Raw genomic sequence first — 26,352 nt, forward strand, 5'->3', positions numbered from 1 at the left:
AGCGGGGAAAAGTTGAGATGCTCGCGTTCCTGATCCGCCGCGTCCTGCAGACCATCCCGACCGTGCTCGCCGTGGTGCTGCTGGTGTTTGTGCTGTTCAGCGTCGTTCCCGGCAGCATCGTCTCGAGCATGAGCGACGACAGTGATCCGCAGGTCGAGCTGCGCATGAAGAAGCAGCTCGGCCTCGATCAGCCCGTCTATATGCGTTTCGGCACCTACATCGCCGGGCTCGCGACCGGCGATTTCGGAACATCGTTCCGGACCCGTGAGCCTGTCACGACCATGATCGCCAAGCGGGCATGGCCGACGCTGCAGCTGATCTTCGCATCCATGGCGTTTGCGATTCTGCTCGGCGTGCCGCTCGGCTTCGTCGCCGCCTTGCGGCCGGGCAGCCTCGTCGACACCGTCTCGATGATGCTGGCAGTGTCCGGCCTGTCATTGGCCAAGTTCTGGCTCGGGCTGCTCTTGATGTACCTGTTCGCGCTCAAGCTCGGCTGGCTGCCGAGTTTCGGCTACGGTGACGGCAGCCTCAAATACCTGATCCTGCCCGCCGTGACGCTTGGCGTCTCGCCGATGGCGCTGCTGGCGCGGACGACGCGCGCCGCGGTGCTCGAGATCATGACCGCGGATTTCGTCCGCACCGCGCGCTCGAAGGGCATGAGCGAGACCAGGGTCGTCAAGTGGCACGTGATGCGCAACGCGCTCGTCCTCATCCTCACGACCATGGGCCTGCAGTTCGGCGCCCTGATGGGGCAGGCGGTCGTGGTCGAGAAACTGTTCTCCTGGCCGGGCATCGGCTCGCTGCTGGTCGACAGCGTGCTCCAGCGCGACATTCCCGCCGTCCAGGGCTCCATCCTCGTCGTGGTGATGTTCTTTCTCGCGATCAATCTGTTGATCGACATGCTCTACGGCGTGATCGATCCCAGGATCAGATACGCATGAAGCTGCGCGCCAATCTCGTCATCGGCGGGTCGTTGTTCGCGCTGGCGATCGTGGTCGGTCTGCTCGCGCCATGGCTGGCGCACACCGATCCCGTCATGGACGCCAACCTCATGAATGCGGAGGAGCCGCCGAGCTGGACCTGGTGGTTCGGCACCGACGCGCAGGGCCGCGACATCTATTCCCGTGTCCTCTACGGCGCGCGCGTCTCGCTGACGGTCGGTATCGTCTCCCAGCTCATCAACAGCGTCATCGGCGTGGCGCTCGGCCTCAGCGCCGGCTATTTCGGCGGCTGGTGGGACGATGTCGTCAACGCCCTGACCAATCTCATGCTCGCGATCCCCTCGCTGATCTTCGCGCTCGCCATCATGGCCGTGCTCGGTCCCGGGCTGACCAGCCTCTTGATCGCGCTCGGGCTGACCAACTGGTCGTTCACTTGCCGCCTGGCACGGGCCTCGGCGCTGTCGCTGCGGAGCCAGGGCTATGTGCAGGCGGCCACCGTGCTCGGCTACGGTGATATCCGCATCATGATCACGCAGCTCCTGCCGAACATGCTGGGGCCGATCGTCGTCATCGGCACGCTGGGCATGGGCAGCGCGGTCCTGTCCGAAGCCGCATTGTCGTTCCTGGGCCTCGGCGTCCGCCCGCCCTTTCCGAGCTGGGGCAGCATGCTGTCGGAAGCGCGCGAGCAGATCACGACGGCGCCGTGGCTTTCGATTTTCCCGGGCCTTGCCATCTTCCTCACCGTGCTCGGCCTCAATCTGCTCGGCGATGGCCTGCGCGACATCCTCGATCCGCAATCGCGGAGCCGGCGCACATGACCGGCGCGCCGCTGCTCGAGGTCGAGGATCTCCGCATCGATCTCGATGACGGATTAAGGCGCGTTGCTGCGGCCGAAGGCGTTTCATTCCGCATCGATGGCGGCGAGACGTTCGGCCTCGTCGGCGAGTCCGGTTGCGGCAAGAGCATCACGGCGCTCGCTTTGATCGGCCTGCTGCGGCCACCCTTGTCGATCGGCGGCGGCGTCATCCGGTTCCAGGGCCAGGAGATCCAGCACCTGTCCGCTGCGAGGCAACGGCAACTGCGCGGCAATCGCATCGCCATGATCTTCCAGGAGCCGATGACGGCGCTGAACCCGGTCTCGCCGGTGGGGCGGCAGATCGCCGAGATGTTCGTGCTGCATAAGGGCAAGAGCTGGCGGGAGGCCAACCAGCTGGCAGTCGAGGCGCTCGCGAGCGTCCGCGTCCCCGCGCCCGAGCGGCGCGTGAAGGACTATCCGCATCAGCTGTCCGGCGGGATGCGCCAGCGCGTGATGATCGCGATTGCGCTCGCCTGCGGTCCGGACCTCTTGATCGCCGACGAGCCGACCACCGCGCTCGACGTCACCGTGCAGGCGGAAATCATCGAGCTGATGCGCAATCTGTGCGCCGAGCGCGGAACGGCGATCCTGATGATCAGCCACGATCTCGGCTTGGTCGCCAATGTCTGCCGCCGTGTTGCTGTCATGTATGCCGGCCGCATCGTCGAGGAGCGCGGCTCGGCCGACATCTTCCGTGCGCCGTCCCATCCCTATACGCAGGGCCTCGTCGACTCGCTGCCGCGGCTTGGCAGCCGTGCTGCTCTCGGCCGCAGCAGGCTGAAGGAGATCGCGGGCGTCGTGCCGGCGATCACGCGCTTCCCCGATGGCTGCCGGTTCAATCCGCGTTGCTCGCAGGCGACGGATATTTGCCGTACCACCGCGCCGCAGACGGATGGACTGGAGGCGGGCGGTTTCGTCCGGTGTCACCACCATGCATGAACCGCAGGGCAGAGCGGATGACGATGTGATCCTCAGCGTGGAGGATCTCGCCGTTCATTTTCCGCTTGGAGGCGGCCTGCTGGGCCGCGGCCGTCGGCTGCTCCGCGCCGTCGACGGCGTCGACCTCAGGCTGAAGCGCGGCGAATGCCTCGGCCTCGTCGGCGAATCCGGCTCCGGCAAGTCGACGGTCGCGCTCTCGATCCTCGGCCTGCTGACGCCGACGCGCGGCCGCATCGTGCTGGACGGACAGGTCGTCACGAACCGGCCATCCGGCGACCGGAAAGCGCTGGCCCGCATCGTGCAGATCGTGTTCCAGGATCCCTACGCCTCGCTCAATCCGCGCCAGACCGTTCGCCGCACGTTAGAGGATCCCCTGCGCGTGCACGGCGTGACCGCGAAAAGCGAGATCGAGGACCGCGTCGCGACGATGCTGAGGCATGTCGGCCTGCGCCCCGAGCAGGCCGACCGCTATCCGCATGAATTCTCCGGCGGCCAGCGCCAGCGCATCGGCATCGCCCGCGCCCTGATCCTCAACCCGAAGATCGTCATCTGCGACGAGCCGGTGTCGGCGCTCGATGTCTCGATCCGCGCCCAGATCATCAATCTGCTGCTGGAATTGAAGGACACGCTCGGCCTGTCCTACATCATGATCAGCCACGACCTCGGCGTGGTCGAGCACATGAGCGACCGCGTCGCGGTGATGTATCTCGGCCGCATCGTGGAGAACGGCGACTGGCGCGAGATCTTCGAGCGCCCCGCGCACCCCTATACGCAGGCCCTGATCGCGGCGATCCCCGATCCCTTGCACCACGCCCCACTGGCAACGACCGGCGGCGACCTGCCCAATCCGCTCAACCCGCCGAACGGCTGCGCCTTCAGCCCGCGCTGCCGTCATGCGGAAGCGGTGTGCCGGAGCGAGCCGGGGCCAACGCTGGAGACGCGCGCAGATGGGCACGCGGTGCGGTGCTGGCGGAGTGAGGAGATTGCGGAGCGGATGGCCTTGACCCCAACCTGAAACGTGGAGGCGGAAATTTGTCGTCGGTCACAATCCCGCGCTCAAGAATTCGAGGAATGTGAGAGGGGACGCCGCCAGCATCGCTCCCACGCAAAATCCGACGGTTCCCAGTGCGATGGCTCCCAACCACCCGTGATGGGCCAAACTGTAGGTACCTCCGATGAAGGTGCGAACTCCCACCGCTGCAACGGCCCAGACGATCTGTGCGGCATTTTTAACTATTCGGCTCGTCGGTGCTTTACCTGGCGTAGCTTGCATCGACAACGTACAAACGCATTTTGGGGCGGCCCATTGTTGCGCGGGCTTGCGATGTACAGGTAATGAGACATCAGGTCGAACGGAAGCCATGGTACGTAACGTCAGCAATATTCCGACCGGGCGGACTTATTTGGGGTTCATCTTGGTTTGGACCATCGTCATGTTTTTAGTCTACCTGCTTTGCATTGCAGTATTTGCTGCCGGCCGTTGGATTGCTGGCCTGCTCATCGTCGTCCTCACTGCCTATTTTTTTGTTCGGCACTGCAATGCGATTGCCAAGCGCGCAAGGCGGGGGCTTGTGCGTCGTCCGTAGCCCGCTGGCGCCTCAACTCCCGAAGCCGCCGACCAGGCGCGGGCGACGGTCTGCGAGCGTTTTTGCCGCGGGCAGCGCGCGCAGCCATGCCCGAAAACTCACGATCTCCGGGCAATCCGCCGTGCCTTCCGGCGCAACCAGCCAATCACCCGGGCCCGATCCCTCGTTGATCCGCTCGCAGCGATAGCCCGGATGGTGGCTTGCGCCGCGGGCGATCAGCACGTCCACCTTGCCCTCGACGAGCTCGTGCAGGCCGGCGGGCTGCAGCACGCTCAAACCGATGTCCGCATGTGCGCTGCGAAACGCCCCAAGTTCGAGGCGGCGCAGGTCGTAGCTGCCGTGGACCCCCACTTGCAGCAGCACCGTGCCTGCCGGCTTCAGCTGCGAGGTCGCCTCGGCAATGTGGCGGAAGCCTTCGGAGATCCCGGGCAGATAGGCCCGGCCGGCCTCGGTGAGGATGAGCTGCTTGTGCAGACGCTCGAACAGCTGCACGCCGAGGCGCGCCTCCAGCGCTTTCACCTGCTGTCCCACGGCCGCGGGCGTAACGTGCAGCTCGTGCGCGGCCAGCTTGAAGCTGAGATGGCGCGCGGCGGCCTCGAAGGCGCGGAGCGCGTTGAGTGGGGGCAGGGCGTAGGTCATCGTTACGCAGTTTGTCATGCAATGGCTGCGTGCTTGCAATAGATTTTCTTGCGCTGAACAGCAGGAATGATGGTTTGTGCGACGGCGCTGGCGCCGGGTACGGTCAGGCGCAATCCGGAGAACCCCATGCCCCGCCGTCTCGACCACCTCGTCATCTGCGTCCACGATCTGCAACAAGCTGCGCTGGATTGGCAAAAGCTCGGCTTCACTCTGACGCCGACCGGCGTGCATCCATTTGGAACCAGCAATCGCCTGGCGCAGTTCTCAGACAATTTTCTGGAATTGCTGGCTGTCACCGACGATGCGCTGGTGCCCGCCGCCGCACCGGGACGCTTCAGCTTCGCGGCTCACCATCGGGATTTTCTCGGGCGCTCCGAAGGCATGTCGATGCTAGCCCTGCACAGCACCGACGCGCACGCAGATGCCGCGCGTTTTGCGGCGAGACGCATCGGGGCCTACGCGCCGTTCGATTTCGGCCGCGATGCGGTGCTGCCGGCGGGAGGCACGGCGCGCGTGGAGTTTTCACTCGCCTTCGCGACCGACCCCGCCATGCCTGGCATCGCGTTCTTCACCTGCGAGCAGCGCCATCCGCCGGAATTGTTCTGGAAACCCGACTATCAGCGTCATGCCCACGGGGCCACGCGTGTGATCGAAGTTGTGATGTCGGCACCGGAGCCAGCAAGGCATCGCGAATTTCTCGAGCATCTCATGGAGGACACAGCCGAGCTTGTGCCGGGACGGCTGACGGTCGGCAAGTCCAGCGATCGAGTCACGGTGCTCGGTCCTGCGGAATTGTCACGGCGATTGCCGGGCCTCGCGAATGAAGCCTCACCACGCTTCTGCGCGACGCGGCTTGCCGTCGCCGATCTCGATGCGACGCGACGCATATTGAAAGCCAACGGCATCAATTTCGAAATGCTCGGCAGCGTGTTGCTGGTGCCGCCGGCGGCGTCGCATGGCCTGGCACTGGAGTTTGTCGCACAGGAGACATTCTGAGATGGCTCAAATCGTCACGCACAATCCTCCGTCGGTTCATCCTCCCGCCGGCGGCTACAGCATGGGCCTTGAACTCAGCCAGCATCGCCGCCTGCTATTCATCAGCGGCCAGGTGCCTCAAAGGTCCGACGGCACCGTGCCCGACGGCTTCGAGGCGCAATGCGAGCAGGCCTGGCGCAATGTCAGGGAGGTGCTCGCCGCGGCAGGCCTTGGCGTCGAGCACCTGGTCAAGGTCACCACGTTCCTGACTGATCGCAGCCAGGTCGTCACCAACCGCGCCATTCGTCGGGCCATGCTCGGGGAGCACCAGCCGGCACTGACCGTCGTGGTCGTCGAGACCGTCGACAGCAAATGGCTGCTGGAGATCGAGGCGATCGCCGCGGAATGAGGCGGCGTCGTCGATGTTGCGATGAGGCAAGCATATCAGGTGTCCAATGGCTGAGATTCATCCGTTCTACCAGACGCATCGCCATGCGATGGAGGCCGCCATGCGCGAGCGGATAGGTCTTGCCGAAGCGATGCTCCGCGAGCGCACGCATCTCTCCGACATCGACGCAATCAGGCAGGAGGTGATGGACGAATTTCAGATCGTCCTCACCCAGATGCCCTATGTCGGCGGCGCGGCAAGCCGCATGAGCGATTTCTTCATGCGTCTGACCGGCTTCATGGCCATCAGCCGGGTGCTGCGGCGCCACGGCGTTCCGGTGCCGGTGATCGGCGAGATCGAGCGGGAAACCTACAAGGCCCAGCTGCTGAGGGCGCCAGAAGCCGAGCGTCTCGCGGCTGGGCGCCAGTTCATGTCACGGGAGAACCAGGCCTTGATGCGCGAACAGGCGGCAAGAAGCGTTACACAAGCTCACCAAGCGGAGTTTCCGGAAGATTTCGTCTACGATTTCGTCGAGCCGGGCCCGCAGGACACTTTCGAATTCGGCATCGACTACAAGGCCTGCGGCTTCTGCAAGCTTGCGGCCTGCCATGGCGACAAGGAAATCCTGCCGAACATCTGCGGCCTCGACTTCGTCGCCTATGCTGCGCGAGGCATCCGCCTGGAACGGACCCAGACGCTGGCGGGCGGCGCAACCCACTGCAATTTCCGCTTCTCGCGATTGCCATCGAATGCCAAGACCGGGAGTTAGACCGCACCCGCGATATAGCTGATCCCGAATCCACGTCGTCATTGCGAGCGCAGCGAAGCAATCCAGAAATGCATCCGCGGAGAGAGTCCTGGATTGCTTCGCTGCGCTCGCAATGACGGGGACGCACCCGATGACGGGGGACGCACCGGCCTTTCAAAGCCGGCTGCCGATGATGCCACTATACCCCTGTTTTGCCCGACGGAGCAAATCGACTTCGCCAAATCCGCAATTTAACGACACCCGCCGGCAAGTCGTTGATTCCGCTAGCCCGGGCTACTGTGCATGGGGTTGTTTTCGCACTTTTGTTTTGCGGCCGACTACTCCGCCGCTTTCTCCCTCAAGCGCTGCGCATAGACGTTGATGACCAGCGCCGCCAGGAGGATCAGGCCGCGGATCAGGATCTTCAGGAAGCTGTCGATGTTGACGTGGTCGAGGCCGTTGTTAAGCACACCGAGGACGAAAAGCCCGACGATGGTGTTGCCGATGCCGCCGCGGCCGCCGAACAGGCTGGTGCCGCCGACCACGACCGCGGCGATGGAATCGAGCAGGTAGGTGTCGAACTCGTTCTGCTGCGCACTGCCGAAATGGGCGACGCCGAGCATGCCGCCGAGGCCCGAGCACACCGCCGAGATCACCATCACCGCACCGAGGATCAGCTTGACGTTGAGGCCCGAATATTCGGCCGCTTCGCGATTGCCGCCGACCATGTAGACGTAGCGGCCGAAGCGCGTGTAGGTCAGCACCAGATGGCCGCCGAGCAGCATGATGGCGGCGACGATGACGATCCAGGGGATGCCACCGATCGAGCCCGAGCCGAGCGTCGTGATCAGGCTCGGCACCTTGTAGGCGATCTGGCCGCGCACCAGCAGCGCGGAGATGCCGGCGGCGATCTGCATCATTGCCAGCGTCATGATGAAGGAGGGGATGCCGATCACGGTCAGCCCCACCGCGTTGACGAGACCGAGCAGGGCGCAGAGCAGGAGCGACAGGATGATCGCGACGGCGCCGGGCAGGGGGATGTTGGCGATGTTGACGTAGGATTCCTGCAGCGTGAAGTAGGCGACCGCAATGCCCGTGACGTTGGCGATGCTGGCGACCGACAGGTCGATTTCGGCGCAGAGGATCACGAAGGTGAGGCCGACGGCGATGATGCCCGTCACCGACACCTGGGTCAGGATGTTGCCGAGATTGTCCAGCGTCGCGAAGGAGGGGCTGGCGAAGGCGAAGAAGGCGGTGAGGAAGATCAGCGTCAGGAACGGGGCGATGTTGCGCATCTGCGAGCGCAGGAAGGGGGCAAGGCCCCGCGCTCGTTGTCCTGTCGCCAAAGCCGTCTCGCTGCTCATGTGCTTCTCCGTCACGCCGCTTCCAGCAGGCGGTCCTTGCTGACCGGCTCGTTCTTGAATTCACGCACCAAGGCGCCGCGCTTGAGCACGAGGATGCGGTCGGCCAGCGACAGCACCGTTTCCGGCTCGGTCGACAGCACGATGATCGCGAGCCCCCTTGTCCTGAGGTCGCGGACGATGTTGATGACGTCGTTCTTGGCGCCGACATCCATGCCGCGGGTCGGCTCGCACAGCACCAGCAGCTTGGGTGGATAGGTCAGCCATTTCGCGAGCGCGACCTTTTGCTGGTTGCCGCCCGAGAGCATGCCGAGATCGAGGCCGACCACCGGCGGCCTGATCTGCAGCTGCTCGACCTGGCGCTTGGCGATGTCGCGCTCCTGCGCCGGCTTGAGCAGCAGCGAGGAGATGCGGTCGAGAATGCTAATCGAGATGTTCTTGTAGACCGGCTCCTGGTGGAACAGCATGTCGCGCCGGCTCTCCGGCACCAGCGCCACGCCGGCGCGCCGCGCCGCCGCCGTGCTGGCGAAAGTTTTCGGCACGCCTTCGACTGCAAGCGTGCCGCCGTCCGGCTTCAGCTTGCCGAACAGGATGCGCGACAGCTCCTGCTGGCCGCAGCCCATGAAGCCGTAGATGCCGAGCACCTCGCCGGCGCGGGCCTCGAACGAGACGTCCTGAAGGCTGCGGGACAACGACAGCTGGTCAACCTTGAGAACGACCTTGCTGTCGCTTGGCTGCGGCAGCATCAGATCGTCGGTGTAGCTATGCTCGAGCGCCTCGCCGCCGCGGCCGATCATGGCCTCGATCAGCGCGCCCTTGCTGGTCGCGGCGCTCGCCGTCTCCGCAACCTTGCGGCCGTTGCGGAACACGGTCACCGTGTCGGACACCAGCAGGATGTCCTCGATGAAATGCGAGATGAAGACGATCGCCGTGCCTTCCTCGCGCAGCCGTCGGAGCGTTGTGAACAGGCGCTCGACCTCGGGCGGGGAGAGGGCGGAGGTCGGCTCGTCCAGGATGACGATGCGCGCGCCGGAGAACAGCACGCGCGCGATCTCGATCAACTGCTGCAGCCCGATCGGAAGGTCGCCGAGCCGCGCCATCGGATCGACGTCGATGCCGAAGCGGGCGAGCTGCTCGCCCGCCTCGCGCGCCATCCGCCGCCATTGCACGAGGCCGAAGGCGTTGGTCGGCTGGTTGCCGAGGAAGACGTTCTCCGCGACCGTCAGGTCGGGCGCGACGCTGAGCTCCTGGTGCACCATGGCGATGCCGGCGGCGTGCGCATCGCGAGCCGAGCGAAAATGCATCTCCTGGCCGTCGACCAGGAAGCGGCCGGAGAACTCGGTGTGCACGCCGGCGATGATCTTCATCAGCGTGCTTTTGCCGGCGCCGTTCTCGCCGACGAGACCGTGGATCTCGCCGGGATAAAGCGCGAAGTCGACACCACGAAGCGCTTCGACGCCGCCGAAGCTCTTCGTGATGCCCTGCAGTTCCAAGATGGGCTGTTGTCCCACGCTCATGAAAGATCTGGACGCTCAGATCAGGAAGTGATCCTGCATCCACTGCATTCCGGCGGCGTTGGCCTTGGTCACGACCGGACCGTCGGTGACGACGTTCTTCGGGATGCCTTGTCCGCTCTTCTCGCCGCCGACCACGGCGGAGACGCCCGCGACGATCGCGCCGCCATGGATGCGGCAGGACGGATTGCGGACGGTCGCGAACATGCGGCCTTCGCTGACCGCCTGGATCGCCGGCGGCATGGCGTCGACCCCGCCGATCAGGATGTTGGTGCGATTGCGCGCCTTCATGATGTTGGCGGCGGCCAGCGCCATGTCGTCATTGTGGAAGAAGGCCGCATCGATCTGCGGGTATTTGGTCAGATAGGTCTCCCAGAGACGGGCGGTCTTCGACACGTCCCAATCGGCCGGCTGGGTGTCCAGCACTTCGATGCCCGGGAATTGCTTGACGACCGAGTTGAAGCCCTTGGCGCGGCCCTGCGCACCGGTGTGGCCGAGCGCGCCCTGCGTCATGATGATCTTGCCCTTGCCACCCATGGCGTTGCACAGCGCCTGTGTCACCGAAGCGCCCATGAACTCGTTGTCGGGAGCGAGGAAGGAATGGACGTTGATCTGATCGAGCGGCGCGATCAGCGTGTCCATGTCGATCACGGGCGTGCCGGCGTCGATCATCTTCTGCACCGGCTGGGTGAGGGTGCCGATGCCGAAGGCCTGGATCGCGACGAAGTCCCATTTCTGCGAGGCCATGTTGTCGATCGCCGCGCGCTGCTTCACCGCATCGAGCTGCCCGTCGAACCAGGTCACCTCGACATTGAACAGCTTGCCCCAGAATTCCGCCGCCTGCTTGCCTTGCGCGCACCAGGTGGCCTGGAGGCCGGCGTTGGAGAAGGCCGCCTTCAACGGCTTCTCGCTGCGTCCGACTGCGGCCAGTGCGGGGTTTATGCCCATGCTGCCGAGGATGGCAGCTCCGGCGCCGGCGGCCGCAGCCGCCTGAAGAAGATCGCGCCTGGTCGTCGAGAAATCTTTCGTCCCGGACATCGCTCGCTCCCATATATTTTGTCGTCGGCGCGTCATTGGTAGCGCTACCGATCTCCGAAAGTCTCTCACAAGAGTTGTTCGCACTCAATCTGCATTCAGCCGCAGTGTCGTCGCAGCCCGCGCGTTGGTGCAGCGCAAAGCGTCAGGTGGCCGCGGCGGCGAATGCGTCGATCTCGGCGAGCAATGTATCCCAGGCCTGCGCGATCTCGGGCGTCCATTCATCGCCGAGCAGATCGCGGAGCGCATCCCTGATGACGGCGAAGAACGCGTTGAACAGCTCGCGCGGCGTGCCATAGGCGTCGTGCGAGGCGACCTCGCACGCGATCAGCCGGAAATGCCCGCGGCGCTCGCCGGCGAAGTCGAGAATCGCCTCGATCGTCAGCGCCAGCATCGACCCCTTCACGAGGTCACCGCCGTCCGTGCGGAACATCGCCTGCGTTTCCGGATGGAGATCGAACAGACGTCGATAGACGAACGGCGTGAGGTCGGCGCAGCGCGAGGCCGCACGTTCGAAGCTGTCGTGGATGGGATGAAAGGCCGCGTTCATCGACAGTTCAGCCGCGCGGGCAAAAAAAGAGCGGGGCCCTGGCCCCGCTCAAAAATTGTGTCGACCCTATTATCCCCGATCTTAAGATTTGATCTTGATTGACGGGGCGACGCTGCGTTTTGCGCGCCAGGGGCTCCTCCCGAGACTTGGACCACCAGGCCTCGACCTCGCGGTCAGCGCCTGAGCAAGAGGGATGCTAGATCAACTTTTCTCACTTGTCATCATTTTCGGCAACGAATGTTCAAAATAGGAGCAGCTGACGAAACGTTCGGGCTTCTGCCTACCTAAACATATGACAGATATAAGAAATTTGTGGATGGCCGGGCAGGTTTCCCTGCCTCAGATACCGGCCGGGCTCGGGCGTAGGGCGGTCCGGCCACAGCTTTCGAGCAATTTGCGCGGGACCAAGCAGGCTGCGGAACTGGCCTCGACTCGGCTGCGCCCGAGTGATTAGTTAGCGCACGAACGAATGGTCCGGCGGATGCGCGCACGCCTGCAAAAATTCCTGCCTCTGGTCCTGCTCGCCCTGGCGATGCAGGTGCTGGCGCCGATCGCCGCCTGTCTCGCGGCCGGCCAGGCTGCGGCCGATCCGTTCTCTGCAGGCGTCATCTGCCATAGCACAAGTGAGCAGGGCGGCCCGGTTGATGAGACCGGGACACCGGCCGCAAAAGCTGGCGCATGTGCGCTTTGTTGCCTCGCGCACGCTGACGCTTCGCTTGACGCGCCGCCCCATGCGGCGTTCTCAACTCCCGTCCGCCCCATCGCCCGCATCGTCTGGCACGTGGCGAACGCGCCCGTCCTCGCCGCCATCGACGGTTCGAGCGCTTGGGCGCGCGCTCCCCCTCGCATTTCCTGATCCGCGAAACCTTCAGCTCCGCGCCGGCTTCGGCCGTGCCGGGATCGCTATGCACCGGCTCTCTGCCGGCATCAGGAATGACCTCATGCCTCGTACAGGCTTCTTTCGACTGCTTTCCGCACGCAAAATTCTGCTTGCCTCAGCTTCTGCCCTCGTTGTGCCATCCAACGCAATCGCGGAGGAAAACCGGCGCGAGCTTCCTCCCGTCACAGTCGACGCGCCGCGGGAGAAACGGGCCTCTCCAGCCCGCGCACAGCGAACCGCCGCGCGATCAACGCGGGCCCGCGCGCCCGCAACTGCGCGTCCGCAACCGACGGCAGCTTCCGAAGGGGGCCTCGGTCCTGGTGCCCTGACGGTTCTCACCGCCCAGCAGGCACTGAGCGAGATCAACCAGACGCCGGGCGGCGTAGCGCTGGTCGCAGCGGAGGCCTACCGGAATTCGACTCCCGCCAGCACGATCAAGGATGTCCTGGACTACGTTCCCGGCGTGTTTGCGCAGCCGAAATGGGGTGACGACACCCGGCTTTCGATCCGCGGATCCGGCCTGTCGCGCAATTTCCATCTGCGCGGCGTGCAGCTTTACATGGACGGCATCCCGATCAATACGGCGGACGGCTACGGCGATTTCCAGGAGATCGACCCGACCGCCTACAAATACGTCGAGGTGTACAAGGGCGCGAACGCGCTGCAGTTCGGAGCCAATTCGCTGGGAGGCGCCGTCAACTTCGTGACGCCATCGGGACGCGACCGATTTCCGAATGGAGTCTCGCTCGACGTGGGAGCCTTCGGCTTCAGGCGACTGCAGGCCAATGCAGGAGGCGCCAACGGGCCGTGGGATGGTTTCGTCACCGCATCAACGCAGGCCACGGACGGCTTCCGCGATCACAGCTTCGGCTCGGGCAACCGCGTGAGCGGCAATGTTGGCTACCAGTTCTCGCCGGATTTCGAGACGCGATTCTATCTTAACGCCAACGAGGTGCGGCAGCGCATTCCAGGAACCGTCACCAAGGCGTCTGCCTTGACCAATCCGGAGGCCGCGGCTCCGGCGAACGTTGCGCTGGACCAGCAGCGCAACATCGACACGATCAGGCTGGCAAACAAGACGACGATCCGATTCGACGACACCAGGTTGGAGTTCGGCGCTTTCGGCGTCGACCGGCACCTCATGCATCCGATCTTCCAGTGGCTCGATTATCGCTACAAGGATTATGGCGGCTTCGCGAAGGTTACGGACGACCGCATCATCGGCGGTTACCGCAACAGGCTGGTTGCGGGCGTCAACCTGTTGAACGGCAGCATCGACAACCAGCAGTTCGCCAACATTGCCGGACAGAAGGGGGCATTGCTGTCGTCGTCGATCGATCGCTCGGAGAACACCTCGGTTTACGTGGAGGACAGCTTCTACTTTCTGCCGAATGTCGCCGCGATCGCCGGCACGCAATTCCTGCATGCGACCCGCGATCGGCAGGACCGGTTTCTCAGCGACGGCGACCAGTCGGGAGCAACCCGCTTTGATCTGTGGTCGCCGAAGGCGGGCCTGCTGTGGCAGATCGACCCGACGTGGCAGGCCTTCGCCAATGTTTCGCGGAGCGCCGAAGTGCCGAGCTTCGGCGAGAGCGCGCGCGGTCCTGGCATTCCGACGATTCCGTTCACCAGCATCCGCCCGCAGATTGCGACGACCTACGAGATAGGGACCCGCATGCGACGGCCCGACTATTCGTGGGAATTGACCACCTATCGCGCCGATATCCGCGATGAGCTGCTGTGCCTGTACAGCGCGTTCGGCAATTGCAACGTGACCAATGCCGACCGAACCTTCCACCAGGGCGTCGAGGCGGGGGCAGGGGCAGCAATCTTCCGCGATATCTTCGTGACAGGAGGCGCGCCCGACAAGGTGTGGCTCAACCTCGCTTATACTTACAGCGATTTTCGCTTCGACAGCGACACGGCGTTCGGCAACAACCAGCTGCCCGGCGCGCCGCGTCACTATTTGCGCGCCGAGTTGCTCTATAAGCATCCGACCGGGTTCTATGCTGGTCCGAACGTCGAATGGGTGCCGCAGGCCTATTTTGTCGACAGTATGAACACGTTGACGACCGAGCCGTATGCACTGCTCGGATTGAAAGCGGGCTTCGACAATGGCGGGCCGTTCTCCGCCTATATCGAGGGTCGAAACCTCACCAACAGGACCTACATTGCAAGCGTCAGTATCATCGATCGCGCCACCGCGACGTCGGCGTTGTTCGAGCCAGGTGCGGGCCGGGCGGTCTACACCGGAATGAGGTATCGATGGTAAAGCGCACTGAGGCTGCCGAGACCACCACGACCGATCCAATCAGATCAAAACCGAGGGAACCAAATGAACAGGATCAAGCTATCACTTCTGGCGGCCGCCATGCTGCTCGGCACCAGCGCGGCAGTCGCAGCCGACGACGTCAAGGCCGGCGATCTCGTCATCTCGCAGGCCTGGAGCCGGGCGACGCCGGGCGGCGCCAAGGTCGCCGGCGGCTATCTGACCATCGAAAACAAGGGGAGCGCCGCCGACAGGTTGGTCAGCGTGTCCGCCGATATCGCAGGCAAGGCCGAGATTCACGAGATGGCCATGGACAACGGCGTGATGAAGATGCGCGCGCTCGACAAGGGATTGGCGATCGAGCCCGGCAAGACCGTGAAGCTCGCCCCCGGCGGCAATCATTTGATGCTTCAGGAGCTGAAGGGGCCGTTCAAGCAGGGCGACAAGGTGCCGGTGACGCTTCAGTTCGAGAAGGCCGGCAAGATCACTGTTGCCCTCGACGTCCAGGGCGTCGGCGCGCAAGCACCGGGCGGCGGGGGGCACTCGGGTCACATGGACATGAAGAAAATGCCGGATCATTCGGGAATGAAGATGAAATGAGACTGTTCTGGACTCTCGGGAGACCGAATATGTCGAAGCGATCCTGCCTGATTCTGATTGCCGCGGTCGCCGCATCACCAGTGGCGGCGCATGTCTCTCTCGAGACCAAGCAAGCCACAATCGGCGCGTCCTACAAGGCGGTGTTCACCGTGCCGCATGGCTGCGCGGGCTCGCCGACGGTGAAGCTCCGCGTGCAGATTCCGGAAGGGGTCATCGCGGTGAAGCCGATGCCGAAGGCCGGCTGGACCATCGACGTCGTCGAGGGCAAATATGCGGGGGAATACGACTATCACGGCAACAAGCTCTCGTCCGGCGTCAAGGAGGTGGCGTGGTCCGGCGGCAAGCTGCCGGACAAGAACTATGACGAGTTCATCATGCAGACGGTGCTGACCGACAAGCTCAAGGCGAACACGACCTTGTACTTCCCAGTGGTTCAAGAATGCGAGACCGGCGTCAGACGCTGGATCGAGATCCCAACCGAGGGGTCAAGCCATTCGCATGAGGGCAAGTCGCCGGCGCCTGGCGTCAAGCTCCTGCCGAAACCCTGATGCGCCTCCTCGCCGCGCTCGCGACGCTGCTCTTCGCTGCGGGCTTCGCGAGCGGTGCGCTCGCGCATGCGGCGCTGATCTCGGTCGAGCCGGCGAATGGCAGCACGCTCGCGACCGCGCCCAAGATGGTCGAGCTGCGGTTCAACGAACCGGTAACGCCGGGCGCGATCCGGCTGATCGACGGGACGGGCAGGGCGCGGGACGAGACGCGCGTCAGCGCGTCCGGCGACACGATTTCGATCCAGATGCCGGCGGATCTGCCTGAGGGGACCGCGGTCGTCAGCTATCGCGTGGTCTCGCAGGATGGCCATCCGATCGTGGGATCGGTGATGTTTTCAGTCGGCATGCCGTCGGAGACGAAGCCGTCCGCGAGTACTGACCATTGGTTGGCCGCGCTGATCTGGCTGGCGCGCGTTGGCCTCTATCTCGGTCTGTTCGTAGGCGTCGGCGGTGTGTGGTTTGCGCGCTGGATATCATGGTCTCTGGCCGGCATGACCGTGCCGCGCATGGCGCTCGCGGTCGGCCTTTCCAGCGCGGTGGTGTCGCTCGGTGCGCTGGGTCTCGATCTCCTCGGCCTGCCGCCGGCGGCGCTCGCGACGGCCGCGCCTTGGAAGGTCGCGGTGGCAACCAGTGCCGGCCGCGCGTTTCTAGTTGCTGCCGCCGCGATGCTGTTCGCCTTGCTGGCGCTCCGCAGCGCATGGTCTTCGCGGGCTCTTGCGATCATTGCCATGGTCGGCGTGGGCCTGTCGCTCGCCATGAGCGGGCATGCCGCAACGGCGCCGCCTCGAATGATGATGCGCCCGGCGATGTTTCTTCACGGCCTGTGCGTTGCGCTATGGATCGGCGCTCTTGCTCCGCTCGCGGCTTTGCTGTCGAAGCCGACGCCGGCAACACTCGCCGTCGTGAAGCGCTTCTCGGGCATCGCCATGCCGGCGGTCGGCGTGCTGGCATTGACGGGCCTCGCCCTTGCGATTGTTCAGCTCGAAAAAGTTTCGGCGTTGGTCGAGACCCGCTATGGCCTCATCCTCTCGATCAAGCTCGGCCTGGTTCTCATGCTGCTCGCACTTGCGGCGCTCAACCGCTTCCGCCTCACTCCGGCACTCGCCCGCGATCGTGGAGCCCAGACCATCCTCAAGCGCTCGATCCTCCTCGAATGCGTGATCGCCCTCGCCATCTTTGCCGTCGTCGCCGGCTGGCGCTTCACGCCGCCGCCGCGAACGATCATTCCGGAGACGCCGTTGGCGATCCACATCCACGGCGACAAGGCGATGTTCCAGGTGCTGGTGTCACCTGGAAAGGTCGGCAAGGACGATTTCGTGCTCCAGCTCATGACCGGCGAGGGGACGCCCCTGGCGGCCAAAGAGGTGACGTTGACCCTCAGTCTGCCCGAGCGTGGCATCGAGCCGATGGAACGGGTCGCCTTGCTCGGGCCGGATGGCTACTGGCACGTGCGCAGGGTCGAGCTGCCCTTCGCCGGCCGCTGGCGTGTGCGGATCGAGGCGCTTGTGAGCGATTTCGAGAAGATCACGCTGGCGGATGAACTCGAGGTGCCGCCGCCCTAGGCTCACCGGCTTTGCTGAGCACGGTGCTCCTGAAGTCAAACCTGAAGGCAACGGAAAAATGACAGCTATTTCGCCGCGTTAGCGGCTTTTCTTCATTCCCGTCTTGTGTTTTCGCTCCCAATCCGGTTTCACTGCAGGCGATCACTGATTCCCAGAGTATTACCATGCGGTTGTCGCGGTTCTTTCTGCCCATCCTGAAGGAAAATCCGAAAGAGGCGGAGATCGTCTCGCATCGGCTGATGCTGCGTGCCGGCATGATCCGGCAGGAGGCGGCGGGCATCTATGCCTGGCTGCCGCTCGGCTTTCGCGTGCTGAAGAAGATCGAGCAGATCGTGCGCGAGGAGCAGAATCGCTCCGGCGCGATCGAGGTCTTGATGCCGACGCTCCAGCTCGCCGACCTCTGGCGCGAGAGCGGCCGCTACGACGCCTACGGCCCGGAGATGCTGCGCATCGCCGACCGCCACAAGCGCGAGCTGCTGTACGGACCGACCAACGAGGAAATGATCACCGAGATCTTCCGCGCCTATGTGAAGTCCTACAAGAACCTGCCGCTCAATCTCTATCATATCCAATGGAAATTCCGCGACGAGCAGCGTCCGCGTTTCGGCGTGATGCGCGGCCGCGAGTTCCTGATGAAGGATGCCTATTCCTTCGACCTCAACGAGGCCGCGGCGCGCGTCGCCTACAACAAGATGTTCGTCGCATACTTGCGCACCTTCGCGCGGATGGGGCTGAAGGCGATCCCGATGCGCGCCGAGACCGGCCCGATCGGCGGCGATCTCAGCCACGAGTTCATCGTGCTCGCCGAGACCGGCGAATCCGGCGTGTTCATCAATCGCGATGTGCTGGACCTGCCGGTGCCGGGCGAGGACGTGGATTATGAGAGCGACCTGACGCCGATCATCAAGCAATGGACCTCGCTCTATGCGGCGACCGAAGACGTCCACGATGCCGCGCGGTTCGAGCAGGAGGTGCCCGTGGACAAGCGGGTGAACACCCGCGGCATCGAGGTCGGCCAGATCTTCTATTTCGGCACCAAATATTCCGAGCCGATGAAGGCGCTCGTGGCGGGGCCTGATGGTGTCGACGTGCCGATCCATGGCGGCTCGTACGGTGTCGGCGTCTCGCGCCTGCTGGGTGCCATCATCGAGGCTTGCCATGACGATGCCGGCATCAAATGGCCGGAAGCGGTGGCACCGTTCCGCGTCTCGATCCTCAACCTGAAGCAGGGCGATGCGGCCGTCGATGCGGCCTGCGAGAAGCTCTATGCCGAGCTCATGGCCAAGGGCGTCGACGTGCTCTATGACGACACCGATCAACGCGCCGGTGCCAAATTCGCCGCCGCCGACCTGATCGGCATCCCCTGGCAGATCATGATCGGGCCGAAGGGGCTCGCCGACGGCAAGGTCGAGATCAAGCGGCGCAGCGACGGCGCGCGCGAGACCATGTCGCCTGCCGACGCGGTCGCAAGACTTGTGGGCTGATAAGGCTGGTCGGCTGAATATTGTTCATCGCGCGATATCGCGGCCGCCAATCCGGCCACAATTGACCCCGAATCATGGGATTATCGAGCGATGAATGAAACCATGACCGAAACCGTGCAAACCGCGCCTTTCGCGCCCTTCGAGTGGATGCTGTCGGCGCGCTATTTGCGGGCGCGGCGGAAAGAGGGATTCATCTCGGTCATCGCCGGGTTCTCCTTTCTCGGCATCATGCTCGGCGTTGCGACGCTGATCATCGTCATGGCCGTGATGAACGGCTTCCGCAAGGAGCTGCTCGACAAGATCCTGGGCCTCAACGGCCACATCCTGGTCCAGCCCCTGGAATCGCCGCTGACCGACTGGAAGGACGTTGCCGACCGCCTCAGCCAGGTCGAGGGCATCCGGCTCGCGGCGCCGGTGGTTGACGGTCAGGCGCTGGCGTCATCGCCTTGGAACGCCTCGGGCGTCCTGGTGCGCGGCATCCGCTCCGACGATCTCAACAACCTCACCTCGATCGCCAAGAACATCAAGCAGGGCTCCCTCGAGGGCTTTGACGAAGGACAGGGCGTTGCGATCGGCCGGCGCCTCGCCGATCAGCTTTCGCTGCATGCCGGCGACAGCATCACGCTGGTGGCGCCGAAGGGCGCAGTGACGCCCATGGGCACGACGCCGCGGATAAAACCGTACAAGATCGTCGCGGTGTTCGAGATCGGCATGTCCGAATACGATCTCGGCTTCGTGTTCATGCCGCTTGCCGAGGCGCAGGCCTATTTCAACCGCAGCAACGACGTCACCTCGATCGAGGTGTTCACGACCAACCCCGATAGGATCGACGCCTTCCGCAAGGCGGTGACGGAGGCGGCGGGCCGGCCGATCTTCCTGGTGGATTGGCGGCAGCGCAACTCGACCTTCTTCAACGCGCTCCAGGTTGAACGCAACGTGATGTTCCTGATCCTGACCATGATCGTGCTGGTCGCCGCGCTCAACATCGTCTCCGGCCTGATCATGCTGGTGAAGGACAAGGGCAGCGACATCGCGATCCTGCGCACCATGGGCGCCTCGCAAGGCTCGATCATGCGGATCTTCCTGATCACGGGCGCTTCGATCGGCGTCGTCGGCACGCTGGTCGGCTTCTGCGTCGGCCTCGTGATCTGCGTTAACATCGAATCGATCCGGCAATTCCTGTCCTGGCTGACCTCGACCGAGCTGTTCTCGCCGGAGCTCTACTTCCTGTCGAAACTGCCCGCCGAGATCGACGTCGGCGAGACCACGGCCGTCGTCATCATGGCGCTGACGCTGTCGTTCCTGGCGACGCTCTATCCGTCGTGGCGCGCCGCGCGCCTCGATCCCGTCGAAGCGCTCCGGTACGAGTGAGGGGCTGATGGAGCAGCAGCAGGGGGCAGAAGATGTACCGGTCATTTATCTCCACGAGATAAAGCGGCAGTACTTGCAGGGAGAGGTGCCGCTGACGATCCTCGACGGCGCCAAGCTGGCGCTGTGGGCCGGTCAGTCGGTCGCGCTGGTGGCGCCGTCGGGCTCGGGCAAGTCGACGCTGCTGCACATCGCTGGGCTGCTGGAAGCCCCCGATTCCGGCGAGGTCTATGTCTCGGGCGCGCCGACCTCGCAACTGCCCGACATCGAGCGCACGCAGCTGCGCCGCACCGATATCGGCTTCGTCTACCAGTCGCATCGGCTGCTGCCGGAGTTCTCGGCGCTCGAGAACGTCATGCTGCCGCAGATGATCCGCGGCCTGAAGAAGTCCGAGACCGTCAAGCGTGCCAAGGAGATCCTCGGCTATCTCGGCCTCGGCGACCGCATCACCCACCGCCCCGCCGAGCTGTCGGGCGGCGAGCAGCAGCGTGTCGCCATCGCCCGTGCGGTGGCCAACGCGCCGCGCGTGCTGTTTGCGGACGAGCCGACCGGCAATCTCGACCCCGGCACCGCCGAGCACGTGTTCCAGGCCCTGATGCAGCTGGTCAAGGCGACGCATGTGTCGATGCTGATCGCGACCCACAACATGGAGCTCGCCGGCCGCATGGACCGGCGGGTCTCGCTGTCGAACGGCCAGGTGGTCGAGCTCGACTAAAGAGCTCGAAAACAACCCCATGCACAGTAGCCAAGTGCTTGGTGAGACTTCCGAAAAAAATCGAAGACGGCGGTCCGTCGCCGCCTCACGATTCAGGGCCTGATCACCGTCAATTTGAACGGTCCGCCATTGGCGGCAGCATGCGCCACGGCTTCGTTGGCGTGGTCGAGATCGAAGGTCTCTGTCTCGTACTCTTCCAGCCGCAGCAGCCCGGCACGCACCAGTGCGATCAGGCGGCTGGCCGCATCGGGCGGATACATCCAGACGCCGTGGATGCTGATGCAGTTGCGCATGATCCAGGGGTAGGGCAGCTCGAGGCCCGGCCCGCCCGCCATGCCGACGCCACCCATCAGCACGACGCGTCCGTAAGCGCGGACCGTCATGACTGCCGCGCGCACGACAGTCGGGCTCACCGAGGGCGGCATGATGTCGAAGACGCAGTCGATCGGCCCCGGTGCGGCGCGCTTCATCGTCTCACGGTCGTCGTCCTCGTCACCCGAGAGCTTGACCGGCTTCACCCGCGCCCCGAAGCGGCGGACGAGGTCGGCGAGGATCCGTTCGTTGCGGCCCGGCGCGACCACGCAGGCTGCGCCCATCGCCAGCGCGACGGAGACGGCGGCGCTGCCGAAATTGCCGGTGGCGCCGCTCACCAGCACGGTCTCGCCCGGGCGAAGATTTGCCGCAAGGAAGCCGCCATAGGGCACCAGCAGCGTGCCCAGCGCGCACCATTGTGTCGCCTGCTCGGACGTGATCGGGCCGAGCGGTTTGACGTTCTCGGTCGGCACCCGCATCTGCTCGGCGAAAGAGCCGTGGCGAAAGTGCCGTTGCAGGCGCATGCCGCCAGCTCCCGCGGCGGTCAGGCCCTGCAGGGCGATATCGGGCGCCACGGCATCGTCGCGCGAGCGTACTGTCGGATCGCAGAACACCCAGTCGCCGACGGCAAGCCTGGTCGCGTCCGGACCGATCGCGCGCACGCGGCCGACGCCGCCGGGGCCGGGGACGATGGGCAGGTCGAGCGCGTAGTTGCGCGTCCCGTCGAAGACCTCGTTCATGTAGGACAGCACGCGCGTCGCGACGACGTCGATGATGACCTCGCCGGTGCCGAGCACCGGTTCGGGGACAGTCTCGATCGCCAGCGGCGATCCGAAGGATTTGAGTACGGCAGCTTTCATGATGTTCACCTCGAGGTCGGGTGAGGTCCATATGCTGCCCTGGCGGAAGTCAGGAAGGCCTGGTATTATCCTAGTATTTCATAGGCCCTCCATCGCCGGGACACCCGCCATGGTCGATCCACGCCGCGTTGAATTCGGGGACTTCCTGAGGTCCCGCCGCGAAAAGCTGTCGCCGAAGGCGGTCGGGCTTCCGGTGGGCCGGCGCCGGCGCACCGCGGGGCTGCGCCGCGAAGAAGTCGCGCAGCTCGCCGGCATCGGCGTCGACTGGTACATCCGTCTCGAGCAGGGCCGCACGGTCAGCCCGTCCGTGACCACCGTGGATGCGCTGGCCCGGGCCCTCCGTCTCAGCAAGGCCGAGCACGCCCACCTCAAGGCGCTGGCGCGCGAGCCCGCAAGGAGCCCCTTCACCCGCGAGATCGTGCCTCCGCCCATTCGTCGCATGATCGAGAGCCTGCATCAGCCGGCCTACATCACCGGCCGGCGCTGGGACGTGCTGGCCTGGAACGATGCGGCCGAGGAGGTGTTCGGGTTCGGGCGATTGCCGGAGCAGGATCGCAACACGCTGCTTCTTATGTTGACGAACAAGCAGACGCGAAAATCCTACGGCGCCGGCTGGACCGACGTAGCCAAGGCGATGGTGGCGATGTTTCGCGCCACCCACGACGTCTGGGCCGGCGATCCCGCCTTCACGGAGCTGCTGACGCGGCTGCGCGAGGGCAGCCCGGAATTCGTCAAATGGTGGGAGGCGCACGACATCCGCAGCACCATCTCGGGCCGCAAGACCATGAACCATACGAGCAAAGGCGTGCTGCACTTCGAGCACACCAGCTTCCAGGCCAACGACGATCCCGCGCTGAAGCTCGTGATCTATACGCCGCTCTAAGCCCGCCGTTGTTGAAGACACTTGACCACCTGCATCGCGCGCTGGGCCGAGCAGGACCCGAGAGGCGTCTTGATGCTGAGCCGCCCCTCGCGCCGGGAACCGAAGGCCCCGCCTACAGTTACTGTCTCATCATTGTGCAGGTGGAGCGAGGGACGTGTTCGGGGTTGACCGATGACGACAGCGACCGGGGGATCCTCGGCCGACCGCAACGCCGTCTTGGCCACCCTCGGCGATCATATTCGAGAGATCGGCAGCCCCGACGATCTCGCCTATGCGGCGGCCGAGCTGCTTGGCCGCAGCCTCAATGTCAGCCGGGCAGGTTACGGCACCGTCGACACCTCCGCCGAGACCATCACGATCGCGCGCGACTGGAATGCGCCTGGGATCTTGAGCCTGGCCGGCGTGCTGCGCTTTCGCGACTATGGCAGCTATATCGAAGACTTGAAGCGGGGCGAGACGGTCGTCTGCGCCGATGCTGAAAAGGACGCTCGCGTCGGCGACCGCGCCCGAGCTCTCGAGGCGATCTCGGCGCGCGCATTCGTCAACATGCCGATCTCCGAGCCCGATGGGGTCGTGGCGCTGCTCTACCTCAACAATGCCACGCCGCGCGAATGGACCCCGGCGGAGCTCGAGCTCATCCGCGAGGTTGCCGAACGCACCCGCACCGCCGTTGAACGTCGCCGCGCCGAGAGCGCGGTGCGCGAGAACGAAGCGCGACTCCTCTTCCTGGACGCTCTCAACAAGGAAACGGCGAAGACGCGCGATGCAGACGGCGTCATGGCAGTGACGACGCGAATGGTCGGTGAGTATCTCGGCGTCTCCAACTGCGCCTATGCCGACATGGATCCTGATCAGGACGGCTTCACCATCCGCGGGGATTGGGCTGCCCCCGGTGCGATGCACATAGTGGGGCACTACAGCCTTGCCGACTTCGGCGAGAAGGCGGTGCGAGAGCTGGGCGCCGGCCGCCCCCTCATCATCAACGACAATCTGAAGGAGATCGCCCCCGAGGAAGCCGCCACCTTCCAGCGCATCGGCATCGGTTCGACGATCTGCATGCCCTTGGTGAAGGAGGGGCGCCTGACCGCCTTGATGGCCATTCATCACCGTGGCCCGCATCTTTGGACGCCGCGCGAACTTGCCTTGCTCACCGAGGTGACGGAGCGATCATGGGCGCACATCGAGCGCGTCCGATCGGAGCAGGCGGCGCGCGAAGCTGCCGAGCGGCTCGTCCTCGCCAACAAGGCCGCCGGAATCGGCACCTGGGACTACGATCCGGTCAACGACATTCTTCGATGGGATAACCGCTGCAAGGAGGTGTTCGGTCTCTCACCGGATGCCGAGGTCAGCTACGAGGGCTCATTCCTGAAGGGCATCCATCCCGACGACAGGCAGCGCGCCCATGAGGCCGTCTCGACCGCGTTACAGCCCAATTCTCCGGGAAGCTACAACATCGAATACCGCACCGTCGGCATCGAGGATGGTGTCGAGCGCTGGATCGCCGCAACGGGTCACGCGATCTTTTCTGACGGCCACGCCACGCGATTCATCGGGACCGTGCTGGATATATCCGCGCAAAAGAAGACCGAGCGTCATCTGAGGATCCTCAACGACACGGGAGCATCGGTTGCCCGCGAACGCGATCTCGAGAGGATCGTGCAGATCGTGACGGATGCCGGCGTCGAGCTGACGGGCGCCCAGTTCGGAGCCTTCTTCTACAACGTCCTGGCCGCGGACGGCGGCAGCTACATGCTGTATTCGCTGTCCGGCGTGCCGCGATCCGCTTTCGAAAACTTCCCGATGCCGCGCGCCACCGCCGTGTTCGAGCCGACCTTCAAGGGCACGGGCGTGGTGAGGTCGGACGACATCCTGCAAGACCCGCGCTATGGCAAGAATGCGCCGCGGAAAGGCATGCCCGAGGGCCATCTTCCGGTCCGGTCCTATCTGGCGGTCCCCGTGATCTCGCGCAGCGGCGAGGTGCTCGGTGGGCTTTTCTTCGGTCATGCGGAGGTCGGTCGATTCCACGAGGAGCACGAATCCGCATTGCTCGGCATCGCCGGCCACGCCGCGACCGCGATCGACAATGCCGGGCTGCTGACCAGGCTCGAAGCGCTCAATGCCGAGCTGGAGCAACGTGTCGCCGACGAGATCGCCGAGCGCATGAAGGCCGAGGAGCAATTGCGGCAATCGCAGAAAATGGAAGCCGTCGGGCAATTGACCGGGGGGATCGCCCACGACTTCAACAACATGCTGGCCGTCATCCTCGGCAGCTTGAATCTCGCCAAGCGGCGGCTCGGCAAGGGCGAGCTCAACATTGACCGTTTCTTGGATAGTGCAACGGATGGTGCGAACCGTGCCGCCACGTTGACACAAAGATTGTTGGCGTTCTCGCGGCAGCAGCCTCTTGCGCCCGAGGTCGTGGACATCAACAAGATGGTCGGTGAGATGAGTGAGTTGCTCGAGCGCTCGCTCGGCGAGCTCGTTCGTCTCGAGACGGTCCTCGCGGCTGGCCTTTGGCGCGTCAAGGCAGACCCTGCCCAGCTCGAAAGCGTTCTCGTCAATCTTGCTGTCAATGCACGCGATGCCATGCCGAAGGGTGGCAGGCTGACGATCGAAACCGCCAACGCCTCGATAGATCGAAAATACGCCCGCGAATACGCGCTGCAGCCCGGGCAGTACGTGCTCACTGCGGTGACGGACAACGGCACGGGCATCGCGGCCGACGTGCTGGGAAAGGTCTTCGATCCGTTCTTTACGACCAAGGTCGTCGGCAAGGGGACTGGACTTGGCCTCAGCCAGGTCTACGGCTTCGTGCGGCAGTCGGGCGGCCATGTCAAAATCTATTCGGAGGTGGACGTCGGTACGACCGTGAAGATCTATCTTCCACGGTTCGCGGGCCAGGAGCCTGTCTCAACTCCGTCGCACGGCGTGCCACATCCCGGTGCAAGTCCGCAGAGCGAGACCATCCTCGTCGTCGAGGACGACGAGCGGGTCCGCGGCATCTCGTCCGAAAGCCTGCGCGAGCTTGGTTATACCGTCGTCGAGGCCGCCAGCGCCCGGGAGGCGATCGGCAAGATCGAAGGCGGTTTCGTTCCGGATCTGCTGTTCACCGACGTCGTCATGCCCGACATGACCGGTGCCGAACTCGCGGCCGAGCTGTCGAGACGATACCCGGATCTGAAAGTGCTGTTCACCACCGGCTACACGCGCAACGCGATCGTCCATAATGGCGTGCTCGATGCCGGCAAGCATTTACTTTCCAAGCCCTTTGCGATCGAGGACCTGGCCGCCAAGGTCCGCTCCCTGCTCGACGAGGGGTGAATGAATGTTGCGCGTTGA

General features: G+C 64.5%; 24 protein-coding genes. 18 read left to right on the forward strand and 6 right to left on the reverse strand.

Annotation, left to right across the window (positions count from 1 at the left end; all coding sequences use genetic code 11):
* The first annotated feature begins 17 nt into the window (after nucleotides 1–17).
* From I6F31_RS20975 to I6F31_RS20995, 5 genes are all read left to right on the forward strand, one after another.
* Nucleotides 18–941: an ABC transporter permease gene (locus tag I6F31_RS20975; RefSeq protein ID WP_128265629.1), complete on the forward strand. Its 924-nt coding sequence runs from the start codon at nucleotides 18–20 to the stop codon at nucleotides 939–941.
* Nucleotides 938–1,759 carry an ABC transporter permease gene (locus I6F31_RS20980; protein ID WP_036010134.1) on the forward strand — a complete coding sequence of 274 codons (822 nt, stop codon included), beginning with the start codon at nucleotides 938–940 and terminating at the stop codon, nucleotides 1,757–1,759. Before I6F31_RS20975 ends, I6F31_RS20980 begins: the two co-directional genes overlap by 4 nt.
* Complete coding sequence (locus tag I6F31_RS20985) at nucleotides 1,756–2,736, forward strand: ABC transporter ATP-binding protein (RefSeq protein ID WP_225186046.1); 981 nt, start codon at nucleotides 1,756–1,758, stop codon at nucleotides 2,734–2,736. Before I6F31_RS20980 ends, I6F31_RS20985 begins: the two co-directional genes overlap by 4 nt.
* The gene (locus I6F31_RS20990; protein WP_225186047.1) at nucleotides 2,729–3,751 is read left to right on the forward strand and encodes an oligopeptide/dipeptide ABC transporter ATP-binding protein; all 1,023 of its coding nucleotides are present in this window, start codon (nucleotides 2,729–2,731) and stop codon (nucleotides 3,749–3,751) included. Before I6F31_RS20985 ends, I6F31_RS20990 begins: the two co-directional genes overlap by 8 nt.
* 346 nt (nucleotides 3,752–4,097) lie before the next feature.
* On the forward strand, nucleotides 4,098–4,322 hold the full coding sequence (locus I6F31_RS20995; RefSeq protein ID WP_036025312.1) for a hypothetical protein: 225 nt from the start codon (nucleotides 4,098–4,100) through the stop codon (nucleotides 4,320–4,322).
* Nucleotides 4,323–4,334: 12 nt separating this feature from the next.
* On the opposite strand, the gene I6F31_RS21000 is transcribed toward I6F31_RS20995, so the two are convergent.
* Entirely contained in the window at nucleotides 4,335–4,961 is a 627-nt protein-coding gene (locus tag I6F31_RS21000) for a LysR family transcriptional regulator (RefSeq protein ID WP_225186048.1), read from the reverse strand.
* Nucleotides 4,962–5,087: 126 nt separating this feature from the next.
* Between I6F31_RS21000 and I6F31_RS21005 the strand changes: the two genes are divergently transcribed.
* The 3 genes from I6F31_RS21005 to I6F31_RS21015 are packed head-to-tail and all read left to right on the forward strand — an operon-like array spanning nucleotide 5,088 to nucleotide 7,093.
* Nucleotides 5,088–5,957, forward strand: a complete 870-nt coding sequence (locus I6F31_RS21005) for a VOC family protein (protein WP_225186049.1) — start codon at nucleotides 5,088–5,090, stop codon at nucleotides 5,955–5,957.
* A 1-nt stretch (nucleotide 5,958) separates the two neighbouring features.
* Nucleotides 5,959–6,345, forward strand: a complete 387-nt coding sequence (locus I6F31_RS21010; RefSeq protein ID WP_036010122.1) for a RidA family protein — start codon at nucleotides 5,959–5,961, stop codon at nucleotides 6,343–6,345.
* Between the two features lie 46 nt (nucleotides 6,346–6,391).
* The gene (locus I6F31_RS21015) at nucleotides 6,392–7,093 is read left to right on the forward strand and encodes an L-2-amino-thiazoline-4-carboxylic acid hydrolase (RefSeq protein ID WP_225186050.1); all 702 of its coding nucleotides are present in this window, start codon (nucleotides 6,392–6,394) and stop codon (nucleotides 7,091–7,093) included.
* A 317-nt stretch (nucleotides 7,094–7,410) separates the two neighbouring features.
* On the opposite strand, the gene I6F31_RS21020 is transcribed toward I6F31_RS21015, so the two are convergent.
* The 4 genes from I6F31_RS21020 to I6F31_RS21035 form a co-directional block, all read right to left on the reverse strand.
* A complete protein-coding gene (locus tag I6F31_RS21020; RefSeq protein WP_225125179.1) occupies nucleotides 7,411–8,436 on the reverse strand; it encodes an ABC transporter permease in 1,026 nt (341 codons plus the stop codon).
* An 11-nt stretch (nucleotides 8,437–8,447) separates the two neighbouring features.
* The gene (locus I6F31_RS21025; protein ID WP_225186051.1) at nucleotides 8,448–9,950 is read right to left on the reverse strand and encodes a sugar ABC transporter ATP-binding protein; all 1,503 of its coding nucleotides are present in this window, start codon (nucleotides 9,948–9,950) and stop codon (nucleotides 8,448–8,450) included.
* A 15-nt stretch (nucleotides 9,951–9,965) separates the two neighbouring features.
* The gene (locus I6F31_RS21030; protein WP_036010114.1) at nucleotides 9,966–10,985 is read right to left on the reverse strand and encodes a sugar ABC transporter substrate-binding protein; all 1,020 of its coding nucleotides are present in this window, start codon (nucleotides 10,983–10,985) and stop codon (nucleotides 9,966–9,968) included.
* 142 nt (nucleotides 10,986–11,127) lie between these two features.
* On the reverse strand, nucleotides 11,128–11,532 hold the full coding sequence (locus I6F31_RS21035) for a globin (RefSeq protein ID WP_036025300.1): 405 nt from the start codon (nucleotides 11,530–11,532) through the stop codon (nucleotides 11,128–11,130).
* A 481-nt stretch (nucleotides 11,533–12,013) separates the two neighbouring features.
* On the opposite strand from I6F31_RS21035, the gene I6F31_RS21040 reads away from it, so the two are divergent.
* The 8 genes from I6F31_RS21040 to I6F31_RS21075 all read left to right on the forward strand — a co-directional run bounded on the left by I6F31_RS21040 (nucleotide 12,014) and on the right by I6F31_RS21075 (nucleotide 20,958).
* Nucleotides 12,014–12,388 carry a DUF2946 family protein gene (locus I6F31_RS21040; protein WP_192893192.1) on the forward strand — a complete coding sequence of 125 codons (375 nt, stop codon included), beginning with the start codon at nucleotides 12,014–12,016 and terminating at the stop codon, nucleotides 12,386–12,388.
* Between the two features lie 85 nt (nucleotides 12,389–12,473).
* Nucleotides 12,474–14,684: a TonB-dependent receptor gene (locus I6F31_RS21045; protein WP_225186052.1), complete on the forward strand. Its 2,211-nt coding sequence runs from the start codon at nucleotides 12,474–12,476 to the stop codon at nucleotides 14,682–14,684.
* A 63-nt stretch (nucleotides 14,685–14,747) separates the two neighbouring features.
* Entirely contained in the window at nucleotides 14,748–15,281 is a 534-nt protein-coding gene (locus I6F31_RS21050) for a copper chaperone PCu(A)C (protein WP_225125182.1), read from the forward strand.
* 29 nt (nucleotides 15,282–15,310) lie between these two features.
* Entirely contained in the window at nucleotides 15,311–15,829 is a 519-nt protein-coding gene (locus I6F31_RS21055) for a YcnI family protein (protein WP_225113116.1), read from the forward strand.
* On the forward strand, nucleotides 15,829–17,391 hold the full coding sequence (locus I6F31_RS21060) for a CopD family protein (RefSeq protein ID WP_225125183.1): 1,563 nt from the start codon (nucleotides 15,829–15,831) through the stop codon (nucleotides 17,389–17,391). Before I6F31_RS21055 ends, I6F31_RS21060 begins: the two co-directional genes overlap by 1 nt.
* 164 nt (nucleotides 17,392–17,555) lie before the next feature.
* Nucleotides 17,556–18,875 carry a proline--tRNA ligase gene (gene proS / locus I6F31_RS21065; protein ID WP_225186053.1) on the forward strand — a complete coding sequence of 440 codons (1,320 nt, stop codon included), beginning with the start codon at nucleotides 17,556–17,558 and terminating at the stop codon, nucleotides 18,873–18,875.
* A 90-nt stretch (nucleotides 18,876–18,965) separates the two neighbouring features.
* Nucleotides 18,966–20,246 carry a lipoprotein-releasing ABC transporter permease subunit gene (locus I6F31_RS21070; protein ID WP_225186054.1) on the forward strand — a complete coding sequence of 427 codons (1,281 nt, stop codon included), beginning with the start codon at nucleotides 18,966–18,968 and terminating at the stop codon, nucleotides 20,244–20,246.
* 7 nt (nucleotides 20,247–20,253) lie between these two features.
* Complete coding sequence (locus tag I6F31_RS21075; protein ID WP_036010093.1) at nucleotides 20,254–20,958, forward strand: ABC transporter ATP-binding protein; 705 nt, start codon at nucleotides 20,254–20,256, stop codon at nucleotides 20,956–20,958.
* Between the two features lie 92 nt (nucleotides 20,959–21,050).
* Here the strand turns inward: I6F31_RS21075 and I6F31_RS21080 are convergent, their stop codons facing one another.
* Nucleotides 21,051–22,130, reverse strand: a complete 1,080-nt coding sequence (locus I6F31_RS21080) for a zinc-binding alcohol dehydrogenase family protein (RefSeq protein ID WP_225147152.1) — start codon at nucleotides 22,128–22,130, stop codon at nucleotides 21,051–21,053.
* Nucleotides 22,131–22,239: 109 nt separating this feature from the next.
* On the opposite strand from I6F31_RS21080, the gene I6F31_RS21085 reads away from it, so the two are divergent.
* Together I6F31_RS21085 and I6F31_RS21090 are read left to right on the forward strand one after the other, a co-directional pair.
* Nucleotides 22,240–23,013, forward strand: a complete 774-nt coding sequence (locus I6F31_RS21085) for a helix-turn-helix transcriptional regulator (RefSeq protein ID WP_225147151.1) — start codon at nucleotides 22,240–22,242, stop codon at nucleotides 23,011–23,013.
* Nucleotides 23,014–23,184: 171 nt separating this feature from the next.
* A complete protein-coding gene (locus I6F31_RS21090; RefSeq protein ID WP_225147150.1) occupies nucleotides 23,185–26,334 on the forward strand; it encodes a GAF domain-containing protein in 3,150 nt (1,049 codons plus the stop codon).
* The last annotated feature ends 18 nt before the right edge of the window (nucleotides 26,335–26,352 follow it).

This window comes from Bradyrhizobium sp. NBAIM01, from assembly GCF_020194115.1.
Lineage (GTDB): Bacteria > Pseudomonadota > Alphaproteobacteria > Rhizobiales > Xanthobacteraceae > Bradyrhizobium > Bradyrhizobium yuanmingense.

What these genes read in the sequence shown, in the direction of transcription:
- I6F31_RS21040 (WP_192893192.1), top strand. Translation starts at nt 12,014, where the DNA reads ATGCGCGCACGCCTGCAAAAATTCCTGCCTCTGGTCCTGCTCGCCCTG.
- I6F31_RS20975 (WP_128265629.1), top strand. Translation starts at nt 18, where the DNA reads ATGCTCGCGTTCCTGATCCGCCGCGTCCTGCAGACCATCCCGACCGTG.
- I6F31_RS21015 (WP_225186050.1), top strand. Translation starts at nt 6,392, where the DNA reads ATGGCTGAGATTCATCCGTTCTACCAGACGCATCGCCATGCGATGGAG.
- I6F31_RS20990 (WP_225186047.1), top strand. Translation starts at nt 2,729, where the DNA reads ATGCATGAACCGCAGGGCAGAGCGGATGACGATGTGATCCTCAGCGTG.
- proS (WP_225186053.1), top strand. Translation starts at nt 17,556, where the DNA reads ATGCGGTTGTCGCGGTTCTTTCTGCCCATCCTGAAGGAAAATCCGAAA.
- I6F31_RS21070 (WP_225186054.1), top strand. Translation starts at nt 18,966, where the DNA reads ATGAATGAAACCATGACCGAAACCGTGCAAACCGCGCCTTTCGCGCCC.
- I6F31_RS21010 (WP_036010122.1), top strand. Translation starts at nt 5,959, where the DNA reads ATGGCTCAAATCGTCACGCACAATCCTCCGTCGGTTCATCCTCCCGCC.
- I6F31_RS21005 (WP_225186049.1), top strand. Translation starts at nt 5,088, where the DNA reads ATGCCCCGCCGTCTCGACCACCTCGTCATCTGCGTCCACGATCTGCAA.
- I6F31_RS21025 (WP_225186051.1), bottom strand. Translation starts at nt 9,950, where the DNA reads ATGAGCGTGGGACAACAGCCCATCTTGGAACTGCAGGGCATCACGAAG.
- I6F31_RS21020 (WP_225125179.1), bottom strand. Translation starts at nt 8,436, where the DNA reads ATGAGCAGCGAGACGGCTTTGGCGACAGGACAACGAGCGCGGGGCCTT.
- I6F31_RS21050 (WP_225125182.1), top strand. Translation starts at nt 14,748, where the DNA reads ATGAACAGGATCAAGCTATCACTTCTGGCGGCCGCCATGCTGCTCGGC.
- I6F31_RS21080 (WP_225147152.1), bottom strand. Translation starts at nt 22,130, where the DNA reads ATGAAAGCTGCCGTACTCAAATCCTTCGGATCGCCGCTGGCGATCGAG.
- I6F31_RS21000 (WP_225186048.1), bottom strand. Translation starts at nt 4,961, where the DNA reads ATGACCTACGCCCTGCCCCCACTCAACGCGCTCCGCGCCTTCGAGGCC.
- I6F31_RS21060 (WP_225125183.1), top strand. Translation starts at nt 15,829, where the DNA reads ATGCGCCTCCTCGCCGCGCTCGCGACGCTGCTCTTCGCTGCGGGCTTC.
- I6F31_RS21045 (WP_225186052.1), top strand. Translation starts at nt 12,474, where the DNA reads ATGCCTCGTACAGGCTTCTTTCGACTGCTTTCCGCACGCAAAATTCTG.
- I6F31_RS21085 (WP_225147151.1), top strand. Translation starts at nt 22,240, where the DNA reads ATGGTCGATCCACGCCGCGTTGAATTCGGGGACTTCCTGAGGTCCCGC.
- I6F31_RS21055 (WP_225113116.1), top strand. Translation starts at nt 15,311, where the DNA reads ATGTCGAAGCGATCCTGCCTGATTCTGATTGCCGCGGTCGCCGCATCA.
- I6F31_RS21035 (WP_036025300.1), bottom strand. Translation starts at nt 11,532, where the DNA reads ATGAACGCGGCCTTTCATCCCATCCACGACAGCTTCGAACGTGCGGCC.
- I6F31_RS20985 (WP_225186046.1), top strand. Translation starts at nt 1,756, where the DNA reads ATGACCGGCGCGCCGCTGCTCGAGGTCGAGGATCTCCGCATCGATCTC.
- I6F31_RS20995 (WP_036025312.1), top strand. Translation starts at nt 4,098, where the DNA reads ATGGTACGTAACGTCAGCAATATTCCGACCGGGCGGACTTATTTGGGG.
- I6F31_RS21030 (WP_036010114.1), bottom strand. Translation starts at nt 10,985, where the DNA reads ATGTCCGGGACGAAAGATTTCTCGACGACCAGGCGCGATCTTCTTCAG.
- I6F31_RS20980 (WP_036010134.1), top strand. Translation starts at nt 938, where the DNA reads ATGAAGCTGCGCGCCAATCTCGTCATCGGCGGGTCGTTGTTCGCGCTG.
- I6F31_RS21090 (WP_225147150.1), top strand. Translation starts at nt 23,185, where the DNA reads ATGACGACAGCGACCGGGGGATCCTCGGCCGACCGCAACGCCGTCTTG.
- I6F31_RS21075 (WP_036010093.1), top strand. Translation starts at nt 20,254, where the DNA reads ATGGAGCAGCAGCAGGGGGCAGAAGATGTACCGGTCATTTATCTCCAC.